Below are 17,887 nucleotides of genomic sequence, written 5' to 3' on the forward strand. Positions count from 1 at the left end.
AATGTGAAAAGTTTTGCTTACTTTTGCAGAAAATAAAATAAAATAGTGAGCAAAGTAACACGAGATATATTAGGTTTCCTAAGTAGATTTAAGTTTGCAATAACCATTTTTTTAGGCTTGTTGTTAGTTGGTGTAATAGATGGCAACAGTTTTATCAAGCTCATTGGTTATCATTATCAGATAGAAGACCTAAAGGCTGGCATTAAAAAATATAATGCTCAATATAAGGAGGATACTAATAAGCTGCGTGCTATAAAGCGTGATCCTAAAGCTATATCTCGTATAGCACGGGAACGTTATTTTATGAAAGCCGATGACGAAGACATTTTTGTTTTGAGCGATGATGAAGCTCAGATAGAAAACACGAAAAAATAATATAATGAAAGAACTCAACCAATTACAGCAATATATATATTTTTTAGGTAGTTTGCTTATGGTAGTAGGTGCAATACTTTATGCAATGTTTCTTATCCCAAAAATAAGTTGCTGGGTAATGCTTATAGGGGCTGTAATGTTTTCTGCTATGCAATATAAGCAAAAGTATTTAGGCAAGGAGCTTGTGTTGTGCCGCTTACGCCGTATAATGTTGTTTTCCTCTGTCTGCTTAATAGCAGCAGGAGCTTTTATGCTGGAAGATTCTTACCATTTTTTAAAGTCTTTTGCAAGTAACTGGCTTGGTAGCTACTCTCTTTATGTTAAGGTGTTTCATCACAACTGGGTAGTACTGCTGCTTATAGGCGCTGTGTTAGAGCTATATTCTACCCAAAGGATAAATAGTGAGCTAAAAAAAAGTAAATAGATAATTCAAAAAAACGCTAAAAGGTATGTTATAGGATTAAATTCTATCAAAAATTTTCTAAGCTTGCAATAAAGGTAGTATATTTGTGAAACTGAAAATATTTTTTTTATGTATAAAATACTCTTAGCTCTGTTATTAATAGTTTGTTTAGCATCTTGTGCTACATCATACGACATCAAGGGCACATCAAATGTTTCTAGCTTAGACGGCAGAAAGCTTTATCTTAAAACAGATCAAGCCGACTCTTTGATAAGTATAGACTCTTGTGACGTTATCCATGGACAGTTTGCTTTTCATGGGCAAATGGACAGTGTACGTATGGCTCAAATCTATATGGACGATATCGACCTTCAATTTCCTGTAGTTTTAGAAGAAGGTAATATTACAGTGCGACTTGATAATATACAGCAGCGTGTTGGTGGTACTCCTTTGAATGAATCTTTAAATGCTTTTTGGTCTAAATTTAATCAGATTCGTAGTCAGTATGGTGAGATTGATCATGAAGAAAGTGCTGCTATACTAAATGGTCATGATGAAAATGAGGTAGATGCGCAGCTTATAAAAAAGGCTTTAGGAATATATGCTAAAAGTGATAAGCTATTTACAAAGTATGTCATAGACAATTTCGATAATATACTTGGTCCTTGGATATTTCTTACTCGTATAGGTTATGATAGTACGCCAAATGTTTATCCTGTGTGGATGGACGAGGTTATGTATGCAAATGCTATGAATCAGCTACCTTCTTGGGTGGAATATATTATGGCAAAGGCTACTGAGCAGTTTAAGAATAATAAGCATGTCAAAGAGTTTTATGCACGTTTTCAGCAAACCCAAAAAGAGATGAATGGCACAGCAACCCCTGCTATAGGGACAGATCCTACCACAAAGTTAGGTTCTCATGTAGCTGTACCTACCCCAATGGATTTAGCTGGCGACTCTGCTAAAGCTAAATAATAAAAACACCTTACAAAGAAAATAAAATAAAAGGGTTGTGAAAAGAATACTAATACAAGGTGGTACTATAATTAATGAGGGTTACTCCTTTGTGGGTAATTTAGTTATTGAAGATGATAAAATAGTATCCTTACAACAAGATAAGAGTGTGAAAAAGCCTGATGAGGTGTATGATGAAGTCATAGATGCTACAGGTTGTTTTGTTTTACCAGGTGTTATAGACGACCATGTCCACTTTCGCGAGCCCGGACTTACTGATAAAGCAGATATAGAAAGTGAAACAAGAGCTGCTGCTTATGGTGGTGTTACTTCTTTTATGGAGATGCCTAATACTAATCCACCAACTACCTCTATAGAAGCTTTAGAATATAAGTGGCAAAGAGGAGCTTTATCAAGCCATATTAATTATAGCTTTTTCTTTGGAGCAAGTAATAAGAATTATCCTATTTTTAGCCAGCTCAATCGTCATCTCATTCCCGGTATTAAGCTTTTTATGGGAGCTTCTACTGGAAATATGTTAGTGGATAAAGAAGACCAGCTTAATAATATTTTTCGTACAGCTCACGATTTAGATCTTCCTATAATGACACATTGCGAAGATTCTAAAATTATTTCTGAAAATATGGAGCTATATAAGAAAAAATATGGCGAAGACCCTGCTATAGAATATCATTACCAAATTCGTAGTCGTGAAGCATGTGTAGCTTCTTCTCTATTAGCTATAAGCCTAGCTCGCCGTTATCACACACACTTACATATAGCCCACATATCTACAGCAGATGAGCTCAACTTAGTACCTCAGCCTAATAATGAATTAATTACTTTAGAGGCCTGCATGGCTCATTTATGGTTTGATAGTAATGATTATACATCTAAAAAAGCACTTATAAAGTGTAATCCTTCTGTAAAAACCTATAATGACAAATTAGCTTTACGGCAAGCACTTACTAATGGTAAGGTTTATGTTGTAGGTACCGATCATGCTCCTCATTTATTATCACAAAAGCAAGGAGGCTGCTACAAGGCTGCATCTGGTATGCCTATGATACAGTTTTCATTGATAATGATGTTAACATTGATGGATAAAGGATACCTATCTATGACCAAGGTAGTGGAGCTAATGTCGCATAATCCTGCTAAGCTATTTCATGTTGCAAAGCGTGGCTTTTTACGTGAAGGTTATAAGGCTGATATAGCTATTGTTCGTCGAACAACTCCATGGCAAGTTACCAAAGATATTATACAAAGCAAGTGTGGATGGTCTCCTCTTGAAGGTACAACCTTTAATTGGCAAGTAGAACATACTATTTGTAATGGGCATCATATATATAATAAGGGAATATTTGATGACGAAAGTAGGGGAGAGCAACTTTTCTTTAGAGAATAAAAAGAATTCTTTTTTATAGTTAATAATATATGTGAGTATTACTTTTTAAAGATAAATGATTTTTTACATAATATTTTAAGAAGAAAAGTATGATTGCAAGAATAGTAATACCTTTATTAGTAATTATCGCATTATCAGATATTTATGTTTATAAACACTTCAATTTGTATCGTTTAAAAAAAAGTTGGAAGCTGATATATTGTATTCCTACGATTATAATAGTAGCCTATACTATATGGATGGCGTCATTATCTAATTTTACAACAGATAATTTAACCTTACAAAACACATACTTTATTCTATTAGGCATATTTGTTTTGCCTAAAGTGGTATTTATGTTATTTACCCTTTTTTTGCAAATACTTTCACACTATGTTTTTAACATTAATAATACTTATATTAACTTGTTAGGAGGATTATCTGCCTTAGCTATTGTGATAATTTATATTTATGGCTTTACCTTTGGGATAACAAAAGTAGTTACACGCCATATAAACTTAACTTTTAATAACCTCCCTGCTTCTTTTAATGGTTATAAGATAGTTCATATATCTGACATGCATATTGGAACTTTTAATGGTTGGCGAAAAAAAATTCTTCTTTCAGAACTTGATACTATAGAAGCAGCTAAACCTGATATTATTTGTTTTACAGGCGATTTAGAAAATGTACAGGCCAAAGAATTAATCCCTTTCATTTCTTTACTTAAAAAACGTTTACCTAATGTAATAGCTGTACGTGGTAATCACGATTATGGCAATTATATGCTTAAAGCCTCAACATTTGCAAAAAAGAAACAGACTGATAACTTGCAATCAATTATAGAAGATAGTCTTCACTGGCGATTACTTAAAAACGAGCATATTCCTTTATATAAAAAAAATAAACAACTTAAAGCAAAAAATGACTCTATTTATATTATAGGTACAGAATATGACTCTAATAATAATAAAATGCTTAATTTAGCAGATTATAAGAAAGCTACTAAAGGAATGAAAAAAGGAGTGTTTTCTATAATGCTTCAACATGATCCATCTGCATGGAAACGGTCTGTATTGCCTAAAACTCATGCCGACCTTACTCTTAGCGGACATACACATGGTGGTCAGATGCAATTGTTTGGACTTCGTCCTACTAGTATCTTAGGATTAGAAGATAAAGGAGTATATAAAAAAAATAATCGTTATCTTTATGTAACTACGGGTTTAGGAGGATTAATACCATTACGGATTAATATGCCTAACGAAATAACTATTATCACTCTTCACTCCTCTCATTATTAATTAATATTTACTACAAATGAAGGTTTTACGTTTTTTTTATTGTCTGTATTCTTTATTTATTTTTCTCCCATTATTCTTATTATTTACAATAATTACTGCTTTTATAACTATAATAGGATGTAGGTTAGGTGATGGGCATTTCTGGGGATATTATCCTGGCAAGATATGGTCATATTTTACTATTCGCTTACTATTACTTCCTGTAAAGGTAGAGGGGCGTGAATATCTAAAACGTGGGCAGAGTTATGTCTTTGTAAGTAATCATCAAGGAGCATTTGACATCTTTCTGATATATGGTTTTTTAGGGAGAAATTTTAAATGGATGATGAAAAAAGGTCTCCGCAAGATAGCTTTTGTAGGAGAAGCATGTGCAAGTGCTCATCATATATTTGTGGATAAAAGTAGTACAAGAAAGATAAAAGAGACTTATGATCATGCTCGTGATATCCTACAAGAGGGTATGTCGCTTGTTGTATTCCCTGAAGGAGCACGCTCTTTTACGGGACACATGGGAATATTTCGGCGTGGTGCATTTATGCTTGCTGATGAGCTTCAGCTACCCATTTGCCCTTTAACAATCAATGGATCATTTGACATTATGCCTCGAACTAAAGATTGGGCTTTCCCTCATTGGCATCGTTTACGGCTTACTATTCATCAACCTATTATACCTAAAGGTAAAGATACAGGATTTGAAAAGCAAGCTATGCAGGAAGCTTATACTGTTATCATGGAAGGGCTTACAAAGGAATGTCAAGGCTTTGTTAATAATCCTGATCAATAAAGGCTTATATTCTACAATGGCTATAAATTTATATTTACTGTAAATAAAAAATTATAACTACTTTTACCATTTACTACAAATAGCAAAAATAAATTATAAAATCTGTCTTACTGTTTGCATACCACTTATCTGACGCAGTTTTTCCATAATGAGAAATACTTGTTTACGATCATGCACTTGTAATTCAAGAGACCCTTCAAAGATACCCCCGCTCACTCGATATAGTTGTTTTGCGTATATTAATTCCAAGTTGATCAGATACAACCTCGGCTACATCACGAAGTATTTTGGGACGATCAATACCACAAATATCAATAGTAGCATCAAAAAATAGCTGATTATGCATATCCCATTTTACATCTAATATTCGTGGTCCATATCCTGCTTTTAATTTTGCAGCTACAGGACAAGCGCGCTTATGTATTTCTATATGGTTATTATTATCTATATAACCAAGTGTATCATCGCCAGGAATAGCATGGCAGCATGTCGGAAAGATAAATTGCCCAATATTATCCTCACTAATATAAATAGGCTTTTTCTTATTTATATCTTTATTTACAACAATAAGTCCTTTGGCTATATTTATAGAATCAGTTGTCCCTTCTTCTTTTTGATTAGGATGTAAGAATGGTACGTATTTACGCCAATTAGTAGATATTTTTTTTGTTTCTTTCTTTTTTCTACCTTCTAATTCTTCTATATCGGCATCACCTAAAATAATAATCTTTCTTCCTATTGCTTCAAAGAGCTGGTCATGCTTTTTGAAATGGTGTACTTCTGTAAGCTTATCAAGTATAGAAGTGGTAAAACTGAAACCTTTTGCTTTCAACCATTCTTCTAAGGCTGTTTCTCCAGCTTTTTGTATTTCACGTCCTTCTCGGCGCAATAAAGCTTGTATCTTACCTTTAGCCTTTGCCGTAGAAACAATATTTACCCATGACGGATCTATACGCTGAGACATCGATGTAAGAATTTCTACTTGATCACCACTTTTTAATTTATGACTTAATGGCACTAATTTATGATTAACTTTTGCCCCTATACAATGACTCCCTATAAAAGTATGTATTTGAAATGCAAAATCTAAAGCAGTGCAGCCTGCAGGCATAGTTTTTATTTCTCCTTTTGGAGTAAAGACAAATATCTCTGAAGCAAAAAGGTTGAGCTTAATAACATCAAGAAAATCCATAGCATCAGGCTGTGGATCGTCTAATATTTCTTTAATAGTTCGAAGCCAATCATTTAATTCTCCTTCTTCATCAGTTATCTTTGTACCATCTTTGTAAATCCAATGAGCAGCAAATCCTTGTTCCGCAATATAGTTCATTCGCTCCGATCTTATCTGTACCTCTATCCATCTACCTTGATTAGACATTAAGGTAACATGTAGTGCTTGGTATCCATTAGCCTTTGGATGATTCACCCAGTCGCGTAAACGATCAGGATGGCTCTTATAAATCTGACTTATGGCAACATATATTTGAAAACAATTATTTATCTCATCTTGTAGCTTTTTAGGCTCATAAATAATACGTACTGCAAGAATATCATAAATTTCATCAAAAGAAATATGTTTTGCTTGCATTTTATTCCATATAGAATAAGGACTTTTTACACGTGCTTTTATCTTATATGAAAACCCCATTTTATCGAGTTCTGCTTTAATAGGAGCTGTAAAAAGTGTAAAGAGTTCATCGCGCTGTTCTTGTGTGGAGGCAATTTTTTCTTGTATAGATGCGTATTCCTCAGGATGCTCGTAACGAAAACTAAGGTCTTCTAACTCTGTCTTTATTTTATTTAAACCTAATCTATTAGCTATAGGGGCATAAATATAAAGAGTCTCACCAGCTATCTTATATTGCTTGTTTGCAGGTTGCGATGCAAGTGTACGCATATTATGAAGACGATCGCATATTTTTATAAGAATAACACGAATATCATCGCTCATAGTTAGAAGTAGCTTTTTAAAATTCTCTGCCTGAGCAGAAGCACGTTCGCCAAAGATACCTCCAGAAATTTTAGTTAATCCATCTACAATCTGTGCTATTTTCTTCCCAAATATATTTTCTATATCTTCTACTGTATAATCAGTATCTTCTACAACATCATGAAGAAGAGCTGCACAAATACTTGTCGAGCCTAAGCCTATTTCTTCAGCAGCAATACGCGCTACAGAAATAGGGTGTAATATATATGGTTCTCCAGAAAGACGACGAACACCTTTATGAGCTTGGCGAGCAAAATTAAAAGCTTTTTTTATAATATCTACCTTTTTACGATGGCGAGAAGCAAGATAAATATTTATTAACTCGTTAAAAGCATCATCTACTTTTTTTTCTTCCAACTTTTCTTTAGTATCAATATGCTGTATTTTTGTGTCCATAAGCAAAATCCTATAAAATATTGTTTAGATGATAGTTATATCATAAAAGAAACTTATATTAAAATCTTAATTTGCAAAAAATACCAATAGCAGATGAACTAAAAGGTTGATTAGGAGTAGTCAATGAATTATCCTTAAATATAGTAGGGGATATATGTAAAGATAAATCATCTGATATATCAAAATCGGAAAGTGCTGCATCAACATAAGCATCTATTACAGATAAAGCATAAACACCTATAGTAGCAAAGATGCTTAAGTCGCGCCAACGACGATATTTATCCTTTCGCTTTTTAAATATATTCTGATAAATAGAAATATTGCTATCATCTATTTTATTGCCAAGATGTAGGAATTGATCATAGCTATGAGTATTCTCATTATTATCCATTATATCCTTATATGCTTGTGCATAATCATGATACATTTGGGAATTCCATGTAAGAGCGTATATACAGCCTGCAAAACCACCATAAAAAATAGGCAATTTCCAATATTTACGATTATATACTTGCCCTGCACCAGGTATTACTAATGCTAACCAAAGTGCACGTTTAGGATTAGGTTTCCATGTAGACCAATCTCTACTATATCTAATTTTATTATAGTCAGAACTTGTTATTCTTTCCAATTCTTTTCTTTTATGTGTATCATCAGGTGTTAATAGCTCATATTGCATCTCACTAATCGAGCCCACTTTTATAGAATCTTCTTTTTTTATACTATTTTGGGGATATAACACCTTTATAGTATCTTTTTGCGCATATACATGAAAACTTATAAAAAGGATACTTATAAATATTAATATCCTCTTAATTATCGCCTTTTTTATCTTTTTATTAATAAAAGCCATCGCTTATTTTTTCACTATAAAAATAATATTATAGTTGTTTTTCTATATATAAAATTAATCTGACTTCATTTTATCCATAACAGCCATAATATGCTCTAATTCTTCTTCCGAAGCAAAAGGTATACTTATTTTTCCCTTACCATTTGCATTATAACTCATTTGTACTTTTGTGTCGAAAAAAGATGAAAGCCGTTGTTTTAGAAGATTAAATTCTTCTGGTAGATGCGATCTTTTTGTTACATTATCTTTTGCAGATTGTGTGTCTTTGCCATTTTTAATTTGTTGACAAAGTCCCTCAACCATACGTACACTATAGCCATTCTTTTGTATATCTTTAAAAAGTTTTAATTGAAGAGAAGGCGAATCTATAGAAAGTAAAGCTCGAGCATGCCCCATGTCTATCTCTTTTTTTTGTAATGACATTTGTATCTGTGCAGGAAGTTTAAGTAAACGTAGATAATTAGCTATAGCTGCCCGGCTCTTTCCAACACGTTCAGAAACTTTTTCTTGTGTCATTCCACTTTTTTCAAGCAAATGCTCATAAGCTAAAGCTATCTCTATAGCATTCAAATCCTCACGTTGTATATTTTCAACAAGAGCAAGCTCCATTACATTTTCATCTTTAATAGTACGGATATATGCAGGAATAGCTTTAAGGCCTGCTAACTGAGAAGCTCTCCAACGACGCTCACCAGCTATTATCTGAAATTTATCATCCGCTACTTGACGAAGTGTTATAGGTTGAACTAAACCAAGCTCCTTTATACTATTTGCCAACTCTTGCAATGCTGTTTGATCAAATTCACGACGAGGCTGGTTAGGATTAGCCTCTATCTGTTCAAGTGCCACCTCATTAATAGTAGAACTACCCTGCGTACTAACACTTTCTGTAGATATTAAAGCATCTAATCCTCTTCCTAATGCATTAGTTTTTATATTTCTATTATACTTTTTATGAACTACCATTTCTTATATATAACTTTCTATAATTATTTGTTTTTTTCTATAATTTCCTTAGCCAAAGCTAAATGATTCTTAGCACCAGTAGAATCGGCATCATAAAGAATTACAGGTAATCCATGACTTGGACTCTCTGACAATTTCACATTACGCTGAATAACTGCCTTAAAAACTAATTCTTGGAAATGCCTTTTTACCTCATCATATATCTGACGAGCTAAACGCAAACGACTATCATACATAGTTAATAAAAATCCTTCTATCTCTAATTTTGGATTTAATTTACTTTTTATTATCTTAATTGTATTAAGAAGCTTACTAATTCCTTCCAATGCAAAATACTCACACTGAACAGGAATGATAACAGAGTCAGCTGCAGTAAGAGCATTTACTGTAATAAGCCCAAGTGAAGGACTACAGTCTATTAATATATAATCATATTCGTCACGAATGGGATCTAATATCTTAGACATTACTCGTTCTCTTCCTTCAAGCTTTAACATCTCTATTTCTGCTCCAACAAGATCAATATGGCTTGGTACAATATCTAAACCTTCTATATCTGTGGTATATATAGCATCACGAATATCAGCATGGTTAATAATACATTCGTACAGAGAACAGTCCACTTCGTTAAGGTTTACTCCTAAGCCACTGGAGGCATTGGCTTGCGGATCTGCGTCAAGTACTAAAACAGTCTTCTCTAAAGTAGCTAACGATGCAGCTAAATTAATGGTAGAAGTAGTCTTTCCTACGCCACCTTTTTGGTTTGCTAATGCAATAATTTTTCCCATTTTTATCCTTTTCGTATAAATGTATTTAGAATACAAAGATACATAAAAAAGAGAGAATGCAAAGGTATTATAAAGCTTTTTTCGTACATTTGCAGACAAATCAAAACAAAAAATATGAATTTTAAGAAACCATTAATCCTTATATCTAATGACGATGGTTATCGTTCTAATGGTATTCGCACATTAGCTTCTTTCTTAACAGACTTTGCTAAAGTTGTTATTTGTGCGCCTGAAGAAGCTCGCTCAGGCTTCTCATGTGCATTTACAGCAACAGTACCATTGAGATTAAAAAAACAAGATAATATACCAAATTGTGAAGTATGGTCATGTTCAGGAACTCCAGTTGATTGTGTAAAAATAGCTATAAACGTGATTCTTAAAGGACAAAAGCCTGATCTTATAATAGGTGGTATAAATCATGGAGATAACTCTTCTGTAAACAATCATTATAGTGGTACTATGGGAATAGCCAAAGAAGGATGCATGAAAAATATTCCTTCTATAGCCTTTTCAAGCTGCGATTATGATGTAAATGCTAACTTAAGCCATTTATACGATTATGTAATCATGATAGTAAAAAAGGTATTAGATAACGGATTACCTGATGGAATTTGCCTCAATGTTAACTTCCCTATATCACATACTTTCAAAGGTATTAAAGTTTGTAGAATGGGAAAAGGAAGTTGGATAAATGAAATAGCCAAGAGACAACATCCTCGAGGATATAGTTATTACTGGATAACAGGTGAATATCATGACGATGAACCAGATGCAAAAGATAATGATCAATGGGCTTTAAGGCATGGATATATAGCTATAACACCTGTAAAACTCGACATAACAGGAGATTTGAAAATATTAAATTTTGAGCTTTAAGATATAAAGTCTTAATAAAACATGTTAGAATCTTAGTATTTCAATCCTTAAAACAAAAAAAATGAAGTATTATCTCATTGTAGGCGAAGCTTCTGGCGACCTCCATGCTTCGCATCTCATGCGTTCTTTACAAGCACTTGATTCTATGGCAGATTTCCGCTTCATAGGAGGAGATATGATGCTACAAGTAGGAGGAACGTGTTTAAAACATTATAAAAACATATCTTATATGGGATTTATTCCTGTACTTTTACATTTACATGTTATTTTTAAAATACTAAAAGAATGCAAAAAAGATATACTGAAATGGAAGCCCGACTGCCTGATACTTGTAGATTTTCCTGGGTTTAATCTTAAAATAGCAAAAACTATTCACCGAAAAACAAATATTCCTGTCTACTATTATATCTCTCCTAAAATATGGGCATGGAAGGAAAGACGTATAAAAGCTATAAAACGTGATGTAGACCAGATGTTTTCGATATTACCTTTTGAAGTATCATTCTATAAAGAAAAACATCATTTCCCCGTACATTATGTAGGGAATCCTACTGTATACGAAGTGGAAAATTTTAAGCATTTTTATAATGAAAGTAAGGATACTTTCTGTACCTATAATAAGCTATCAAATAAACCTATATTGGCGTTGTTAGCAGGTAGTAGGAAACAGGAGATAAAAGACAACCTGCCTGCAATGATAGAAGCTGCACGCCATTTTGAAGATTATCAAATAGTAATAGCTGGAGCACCTTCTATAAGTGAATCGTTCTATTCCATGTATATCAAAAATAAAGATATCAGAGTAATAAGAAAGCAAACTTATGAGCTTTTAACTCACTCTACAGCAGCAATAGTTACTAGTGGAACAGCAACATTAGAAGCTGCTCTTCTTAATGTTCCTCAGGTTGTTTGTTATAAAACACCTTTTCCTAAACTTATTCGTTTTGCTTTTAACCATATTCTAAAAGTAAAATATATTTCATTAGTTAATCTTATTGCTAACAAAGAAATTATAAAAGAACTTTTTGCAGATTCCTTCCGTGTGTATAATATAGCTAATGAACTTTATCGCTTATTACCTTCACATATAGAGCGTAAACGTATATTAGAAGAATATAAAAGTATACGACAAAAGCTTGGAGACGAAGTAGCACCAGATAATACAGCTCATTTAATAATAAAATTATTAAGAGAACATCTCTGTAGATAAAATTATTTTTATCTAGTCTTTACTTGAAAATATATCGTATTAACACTATTTCGTAAAATTTCTATCAATGTTGAATAATGGGAAATATTACATATTTTCTATTTATCATAATCTTCATTATATCATAAACAATCAGCTATCAGCCAATTAATATTTTAACTTAGAAATAACTTAATACATATCTCATCACACTATTATTTATTTTTACTACCAAAAACAGAAAAGTGAATATATCTCTTAGGATATCTTTTGAAATTTATCAATAAGCTATCAGCACTTTTCATCGTACTATTTAAGTTATAATATAATGTTGGATCATTTATTAATAACCCAAGAGACCCCTTATTGTTTTTTATATTTGTTGTAAAAGTATTAATATCTTCTAAAATAGTATTTATCTTAGCCATTGTAACTGATATGTCAATCCCATCTAACTGATTCCTTAAGTTTCTTACTACACCTCCAGCTCCTTTCATCACTTCTTGTGCTTCTGAAATACCATTATTTGCATTTGCCATTACATTATTTGCATTAATAAGTAGGTTGTTTGCCTTTGAACTCAATATAGGTAAATCTGTATTTACCTTAGCCATTATCAAATTTAACTGCTTTGCAGAAATAGTCAACTCTGAACTAATCTTATCAAAATTATGCAAAGTTCCTTTCATAGCAGGATCAGCAAGCAGATTATTGACATTAGCCAAAATACTATCTATTTTAGGAAGCATCTTTTCTATAGAAGGAAGTATTGTTTTCATCTGTCCAAGACTGCCATCATTTATCTGACCATTAATAAATCCATTTTCTGCTAATATTTCTTTACTTTTACCAGGAATAAGATTAACCTTTGTATTTCCCATAATATCGCTAAGAATATCAGCATGTGTATCTATTGGTAATTTCATATCTTTCTCAATATTAACATCTACCAATATAGGATTATTAGGGTTATTATAATCATAATTTATATCTCTTACAGTACCAACCTTTACACCATTAGCAAATATAGGAGTTGTGGGGGTTACTCCACTAATATCATTAAATTTCATCTGATAATGTGTGGAATTAGAAAACAAGCTTAATCCCTTTAAAAATTGTAATCCAAAAAAGAGTACGATAATAGCTAACACTGCGACAAGCGCGATTTTAACCTCTGGTGAGAAAAATTTTTTCATTATATTTTATCTTCTTTTATTTTTTAAAAATTCATCAATAGCTGTATTTATATTCATTTTAACACCTTTCTTAAAAGCTACAATATAAGCCTGAGGAAAATCTTTTAATAACTTTTCTCTTAATTTCCTCATCTCATTATAATTTTGACTACTACCTATAGTATACTTATACCAATTATTATCTTTATAGTATTCTGCCTCTTTATGCCCTTTCAATTGAAAATTATTAATAGGTAAAATCATACTTGCTGCAAAAATCTGTACTTTAAAAATAGGAGCATCTGCAATATTAGGTGAAGCTGGCAGAGTCTTTTCTGTTTTTTCTATTTTCCGTATTATCTTACTTTTCTTAGGAGGAAGTTTTAAAGACTGAATAGAAGCAGATAATACAACCGGAGTTGGAACTGCTCTTCCTACCGATATACGTGGATTATCAGGACCTCTATAAGGGGCTACCAAATGATTATTATACATATTTTTATAACTGACAAAAGCACGATAAATACCATTAGCCATAGCATTTATACCCGCTTGAGAATTTAAGAATTCCTCTTCATCTGGAGCTGTAATAAATCCTAACTCTATCAAACAGCTTGGCATAGAACTTTCTCTTAGAACTAAAAATCCTGCCTGATGAACACCTTTATCTATCCTACCTGCAGTTGAACAAACGTTACTTTGTATTAATCGGGCTAACTCTACACTTTTCTCCATATTTGCATTTTGCATAAATTCAAACATAATATAGCTTTCTGAAGAATTTGGATTAAAACCTTCATATGTTTGTTTATAATCCGATTCCATAGAAATTACAGAATTCTCTCGCATGGCTACATCAAGATTATCCTTAGCGCGATGCATACCTAAAGTATACACCTGAAAGCCCTTAGCATAATGTCCAGGAGCAACAGAGTTAGTATGAATAGATATAAACAAATCGGCTTTTGCTTTATTAGCAATATCCGCTCTAGTATGCAAAGGGATAAACACATCTGTTTTACGGGTATAGATAACATTTACATCTTTCATGTACTGCTCTACATATTTTCCAAAAGCTAAAGATACATTCAAATTGATATCCTTCTCTTTTGAAAATGATCCTAAAGCTCCAGCATCATGCCCTCCATGTCCTGGATCTATCACAAGTGTAAACTTATCTCCTGTCTTTGCTAAACTATTAATAGTCAAATAAAAAATGAAAGCAAATAATAATAAAATTTTCTTATTCATACAGTCACGTTTATAGAAATATAACTTACCTCTTTTTAGATAAAGCTATATTTTTTGTAATATTTTTCTCATTCATTAAGTGTAATTCTACACTTGCACCATAACAATCTGCCTCCATAGGTGGATTTTTTTTTGTTAATAAGATGGTTATAGCTTCTATCTGAGGAAATTGCTCAAACAAAGATTCCCCTATTCTACCAGCAGCATACTCCAACAAGTTACATGAATATGACATAGTTTTCTTTATCACATCATATACAGAAGCATAGTTTATTGTGTCTTTTACGTCATCTGACATAATAGCTTTTATAATATTTCTCTTTATCTTTAAATCTACTATGTAATCGTTTCCCACTATTTTTTCTTGTTCTGAAACCCCTATATAAGAATGAATCTTAAGATGATGAATATAAATAAAAGAAGATGTTAAAAGCATTATTTTATTTGAAATAAATGGTATTTTGAAATTAGAAATAATAATAATTCTAAATTTAATCTATATTTCAATAGAATATATATTTTAAGAGTGTGATCATTTCCATTACTAATTTTTAAAATATTATATACCTCTTGATGCACCACAGTGTTTACAAATAAGATTACCACCTTGATAAATCAAAGATTCTTCTCCACAAATAGGACACTTCAAACCATTAACCTTAGTCCCATCTACTAAATATTTCTTTAAAGCCCGCTCTACACCATTTTTCCAAGTATTTATACTTTCATCTTTTAGTTGTAATGAAGCTACTAAACGCATAACATGCTCTATTGGCATACGATAACGCAGCACACCTGAAATAAGTTTAGCATAATTCCAATATTCTGGATTAAATTTCTCTGATAATCCTTCTACTGTTGTCTTATAACCACGTTTATTCTCAAACTGGAAATCATAACGATGCTGCCCATTTTCTTCTGTTTGCTTAATAATTTTACCTTTTGTTACACTTTTAGGTAATGCTATTCCTTCTTCATCATCTTGCAAACCTGTAAAGATTTCATATGGATAACCATTAAGTAAACCTACAAATGCTACCCATTTCTCTTTATTATTCTGAAAGCGAACTACATCACAATCTAATTCTTTTGGGCGATGTTCTACTACTTCAGGACGCTGAAAAGGCATGTCATGGTTTTCTTCATATAAGTTAATTTGTTTATCAACTCTTTTTACATTATCCTTGTTATCATTATCTTTTAATAAATAGGTCTTCATATCTGCAAACAATCCTTTATGGGAAATAATACTACAACCTTTGCACCCACACCTCCATGCCTCGAAATAAAGTTTGCTTATTGAATCTTCATCAATACTACTTGGTGTATTTATAGTAACAGAAACAGATTGATCTGTCCATTTCTCAATAGCTCCCTGCATATGTATTATCATAGACAAACTCTCATAATTTGCAGTAGTCATATAATAAGGAGAACGTTTTATCAAATCATCTATTTCTTCTTGAGAATATTTTTTTGTAGGTTCTATACCATTTACTTTCATCCATGTTAAGAACTTACTATGATAAATAATATGTTCCCTAAACGAATTATCTAATTCGTATGCTAAATCTGTATTTGCATTAGTGTTTTTATTATAACTATTTATTTTATCATGATGCTTATATACTGGTATATATTTTGGTTCTATACCAGATGTTGTCTGAGTCATTAACGAAACTGTTTTTATAGAAGCTATCGCTAAGCAAGATATATTACGACGACCATACCTCTCCATGTCATTGAACAATTGCTCATCTTCTCGCTTAAGACGTAAAATAAAAGGATTGTTCTTCTCACGACTTGCATCATAAATAGCAAAGCTACCACGCTCCTTTGCCATGTTTACCGAAGAACGATAAGCATTCAATGCCATTACTTTATGCACTTTAACAGAAAAATCAATAGATTCCTGAGTTCCATAACATAACCCCATAGCTGCAAACATATCACCTTCAGCAGTAACGCCTATTCCTATACGACGTCCCATAGCACTCTTTTCTTTAATCTTTTTCCATAAATTATACTCCGTTTCCTTTATTTCTTTACTTACCGAAGCCTTTTCTATATTGGATAAAATGAGATCTATTTTTTCCAACTCAAGATCTACAATATCATCTAAAACACGCTGAGCTATCTGAACATGCTCTGCAAACTTATCAAAATCGAAACGAGCCTCTTTAGTAAATGGATCTATTACATAGGAATAAAGATTTAATGATAACAAATGACAACTATCATAAGGACTTAATGGGATTTTATAATAAGGGGTTATAGATATTGTTTGAAAACCTAAGTCTGCATAACTATCGGAAAGACTATCCTTTAAAATATTATCCCAAAACAACACAGTCGGCTCTGCATCATGATATGCTTTATATAATATTTTTTCAAAAAGATGCTTTGCATATATTTCTTTAGTAAATATAGGCTTAGTAGATATAATAGGAAACTGCTGAATATATGATTCTTCATTAATAACAGCCTTCATAAATTCATCCGTAATTTTTACTGATATATTAGCACTATTATCTTTAGCCTTTTTAATATTTACATCTATTAAAGACTCTACATCTGGATGCTTTATATTCACCGATAACATTAAAGCTCCACTATGTCCACCTTGTACTACTTCACGCATACTGTTAAAATAACGTTCCATAAAAGGCAATATACCTGTAGAAATAAGTTTAGAATCTTTTATAGAAGAACCCTTAGGACGAATATAACTTAAATCATGTCCTACAATGCCGCTACACTTCATTAACTGCACCTGCTCCTCGTCTATATGCATAATTGTACCATAAGAATGTACATCTTCTGCGGAACCTATTACAAAACAATTAGCCAAAGAGCTCAACAAATATTTATTACCAATACCAACCATTGAACTTCCTGAAGGGACAATATAACGAAAATGATCCAACAATTCAAAGACTTTTGCAGCATTGATAGGATTAACATATCTCTTTTCTATACGCGCCACTTCATTAGCTATACGCCAATGCATATCTTCTGGACTTTTTTCATATAAATTACCTAAGCTATCCTTAAGTGCATAATTATCTATCCACACTTTGGCAGCAACTTCATCGTTTCCAAAATAATTTAAAGCTGACTCTAAAGCTTCTTCGTAAGAATATATTTTACAGGTTTCCATTATCGGTCTTTATTTCATCTTAATGGTTGCGAA

15 protein-coding genes and 1 pseudogene are annotated in these 17,887 nt (G+C 32.2%); 8 read left to right on the plus strand and 8 right to left on the minus strand.

Annotation, left to right across the window (positions count from 1 at the left end; all coding sequences use genetic code 11):
• Nucleotides 1-45 precede the first annotated feature (45 nt).
• The 6 genes from HMPREF9018_RS07105 to HMPREF9018_RS07130 all read left to right on the plus strand — a co-directional run bounded on the left by HMPREF9018_RS07105 (nucleotide 46) and on the right by HMPREF9018_RS07130 (nucleotide 5,210).
• The gene (locus HMPREF9018_RS07105) at nucleotides 46-375 is read left to right on the plus strand and encodes an FtsB family cell division protein (protein ID WP_008449938.1); all 330 of its coding nucleotides are present in this window, start codon (nucleotides 46-48) and stop codon (nucleotides 373-375) included.
• Between the two features lie 4 nt (nucleotides 376-379).
• Nucleotides 380-799, plus strand: a complete 420-nt coding sequence (locus HMPREF9018_RS07110; protein ID WP_008449923.1) for a hypothetical protein — start codon at nucleotides 380-382, stop codon at nucleotides 797-799.
• Nucleotides 800-907: 108 nt separating this feature from the next.
• Nucleotides 908-1,756 (plus strand): DUF4369 domain-containing protein, encoded by an 849-nt coding sequence (locus HMPREF9018_RS07115; protein WP_008449959.1) that lies wholly within the window; start codon nucleotides 908-910, stop codon nucleotides 1,754-1,756.
• A gap of 37 nt (nucleotides 1,757-1,793) precedes the next feature.
• Nucleotides 1,794-3,143, plus strand: a complete 1,350-nt coding sequence (locus tag HMPREF9018_RS07120; protein ID WP_008449910.1) for a dihydroorotase — start codon at nucleotides 1,794-1,796, stop codon at nucleotides 3,141-3,143.
• Between the two features lie 89 nt (nucleotides 3,144-3,232).
• The gene (locus HMPREF9018_RS07125; protein ID WP_008449921.1) at nucleotides 3,233-4,426 is read left to right on the plus strand and encodes a metallophosphoesterase; all 1,194 of its coding nucleotides are present in this window, start codon (nucleotides 3,233-3,235) and stop codon (nucleotides 4,424-4,426) included.
• A gap of 16 nt (nucleotides 4,427-4,442) precedes the next feature.
• Nucleotides 4,443-5,210 (plus strand): lysophospholipid acyltransferase family protein, encoded by a 768-nt coding sequence (locus HMPREF9018_RS07130; RefSeq protein ID WP_008449940.1) that lies wholly within the window; start codon nucleotides 4,443-4,445, stop codon nucleotides 5,208-5,210.
• A 93-nt stretch (nucleotides 5,211-5,303) separates the two neighbouring features.
• Here HMPREF9018_RS07130 and HMPREF9018_RS07135 read toward each other — a convergent pair.
• The 4 genes and pseudogenes from HMPREF9018_RS07135 to HMPREF9018_RS07150 all read right to left on the minus strand — a co-directional run bounded on the left by HMPREF9018_RS07135 (nucleotide 5,304) and on the right by HMPREF9018_RS07150 (nucleotide 10,203).
• Nucleotides 5,304-7,596 (minus strand): annotated as a pseudogene (locus HMPREF9018_RS07135) (RelA/SpoT family protein).
• Nucleotides 7,597-7,654: 58 nt separating this feature from the next.
• Nucleotides 7,655-8,449 carry a DUF5683 domain-containing protein gene (locus HMPREF9018_RS07140; RefSeq protein ID WP_008449917.1) on the minus strand — a complete coding sequence of 265 codons (795 nt, stop codon included), beginning with the start codon at nucleotides 8,447-8,449 and terminating at the stop codon, nucleotides 7,655-7,657.
• A 54-nt stretch (nucleotides 8,450-8,503) separates the two neighbouring features.
• Complete coding sequence (locus HMPREF9018_RS07145; protein WP_008449956.1) at nucleotides 8,504-9,415, minus strand: ParB/RepB/Spo0J family partition protein; 912 nt, start codon at nucleotides 9,413-9,415, stop codon at nucleotides 8,504-8,506.
• Between the two features lie 23 nt (nucleotides 9,416-9,438).
• Nucleotides 9,439-10,203 (minus strand): ParA family protein, encoded by a 765-nt coding sequence (locus HMPREF9018_RS07150; protein WP_008449946.1) that lies wholly within the window; start codon nucleotides 10,201-10,203, stop codon nucleotides 9,439-9,441.
• Between the two features lie 114 nt (nucleotides 10,204-10,317).
• Between HMPREF9018_RS07150 and surE the strand changes: the two genes are divergently transcribed.
• Nucleotides 10,318-11,079: a 5'/3'-nucleotidase SurE gene (gene surE, locus HMPREF9018_RS07155; RefSeq protein ID WP_008449884.1), complete on the plus strand. Its 762-nt coding sequence runs from the start codon at nucleotides 10,318-10,320 to the stop codon at nucleotides 11,077-11,079.
• Between the two features lie 61 nt (nucleotides 11,080-11,140).
• Entirely contained in the window at nucleotides 11,141-12,289 is a 1,149-nt protein-coding gene (gene lpxB, locus HMPREF9018_RS07160; RefSeq protein ID WP_008449878.1) for a lipid-A-disaccharide synthase, read from the plus strand.
• A 194-nt stretch (nucleotides 12,290-12,483) separates the two neighbouring features.
• Here lpxB and HMPREF9018_RS07165 read toward each other — a convergent pair whose 3' ends face one another.
• The 4 genes from HMPREF9018_RS07165 to HMPREF9018_RS07180 form a co-directional block, all read right to left on the minus strand.
• On the minus strand, nucleotides 12,484-13,464 hold the full coding sequence (locus HMPREF9018_RS07165) for an MlaD family protein (RefSeq protein ID WP_008449943.1): 981 nt from the start codon (nucleotides 13,462-13,464) through the stop codon (nucleotides 12,484-12,486).
• A gap of 6 nt (nucleotides 13,465-13,470) precedes the next feature.
• Nucleotides 13,471-14,694 carry an N-acetylmuramoyl-L-alanine amidase family protein gene (locus HMPREF9018_RS07170; RefSeq protein WP_008449963.1) on the minus strand — a complete coding sequence of 408 codons (1,224 nt, stop codon included), beginning with the start codon at nucleotides 14,692-14,694 and terminating at the stop codon, nucleotides 13,471-13,473.
• Between the two features lie 25 nt (nucleotides 14,695-14,719).
• Nucleotides 14,720-15,130, minus strand: a complete 411-nt coding sequence (folB, locus tag HMPREF9018_RS07175; RefSeq protein ID WP_008449909.1) for a dihydroneopterin aldolase — start codon at nucleotides 15,128-15,130, stop codon at nucleotides 14,720-14,722.
• A 123-nt stretch (nucleotides 15,131-15,253) separates the two neighbouring features.
• Nucleotides 15,254-17,854 carry an adenosylcobalamin-dependent ribonucleoside-diphosphate reductase gene (locus HMPREF9018_RS07180; RefSeq protein WP_008449950.1) on the minus strand — a complete coding sequence of 867 codons (2,601 nt, stop codon included), beginning with the start codon at nucleotides 17,852-17,854 and terminating at the stop codon, nucleotides 15,254-15,256.
• Nucleotides 17,855-17,887 lie beyond the last annotated feature (33 nt).

Source organism: Prevotella amnii CRIS 21A-A (genome assembly GCF_000177355.1).
In the GTDB taxonomy this organism is placed as follows: domain Bacteria; phylum Bacteroidota; class Bacteroidia; order Bacteroidales; family Bacteroidaceae; genus Prevotella; species Prevotella amnii.

Bases quoted from the DNA above. Each gene is read 5' to 3' on its own strand.
- HMPREF9018_RS07110 (WP_008449923.1), top strand. From the start codon at position 380: ATGAAAGAACTCAACCAATTACAGCAATATATATATTTTTTAGGTAGT.
- HMPREF9018_RS07115 (WP_008449959.1), top strand. From the start codon at position 908: ATGTATAAAATACTCTTAGCTCTGTTATTAATAGTTTGTTTAGCATCT.
- HMPREF9018_RS07125 (WP_008449921.1), top strand. From the start codon at position 3,233: ATGATTGCAAGAATAGTAATACCTTTATTAGTAATTATCGCATTATCA.
- HMPREF9018_RS07130 (WP_008449940.1), top strand. From the start codon at position 4,443: ATGAAGGTTTTACGTTTTTTTTATTGTCTGTATTCTTTATTTATTTTT.
- HMPREF9018_RS07140 (WP_008449917.1), bottom strand. From the start codon at position 8,449: ATGGCTTTTATTAATAAAAAGATAAAAAAGGCGATAATTAAGAGGATA.
- HMPREF9018_RS07145 (WP_008449956.1), bottom strand. From the start codon at position 9,415: ATGGTAGTTCATAAAAAGTATAATAGAAATATAAAAACTAATGCATTA.
- HMPREF9018_RS07150 (WP_008449946.1), bottom strand. From the start codon at position 10,203: ATGGGAAAAATTATTGCATTAGCAAACCAAAAAGGTGGCGTAGGAAAG.
- surE (WP_008449884.1), top strand. From the start codon at position 10,318: ATGAATTTTAAGAAACCATTAATCCTTATATCTAATGACGATGGTTAT.
- lpxB (WP_008449878.1), top strand. From the start codon at position 11,141: ATGAAGTATTATCTCATTGTAGGCGAAGCTTCTGGCGACCTCCATGCT.
- HMPREF9018_RS07165 (WP_008449943.1), bottom strand. From the start codon at position 13,464: ATGAAAAAATTTTTCTCACCAGAGGTTAAAATCGCGCTTGTCGCAGTG.
- HMPREF9018_RS07170 (WP_008449963.1), bottom strand. From the start codon at position 14,694: ATGAATAAGAAAATTTTATTATTATTTGCTTTCATTTTTTATTTGACT.
- folB (WP_008449909.1), bottom strand. From the start codon at position 15,130: ATGCTTTTAACATCTTCTTTTATTTATATTCATCATCTTAAGATTCAT.
- HMPREF9018_RS07180 (WP_008449950.1), bottom strand. From the start codon at position 17,854: ATGGAAACCTGTAAAATATATTCTTACGAAGAAGCTTTAGAGTCAGCT.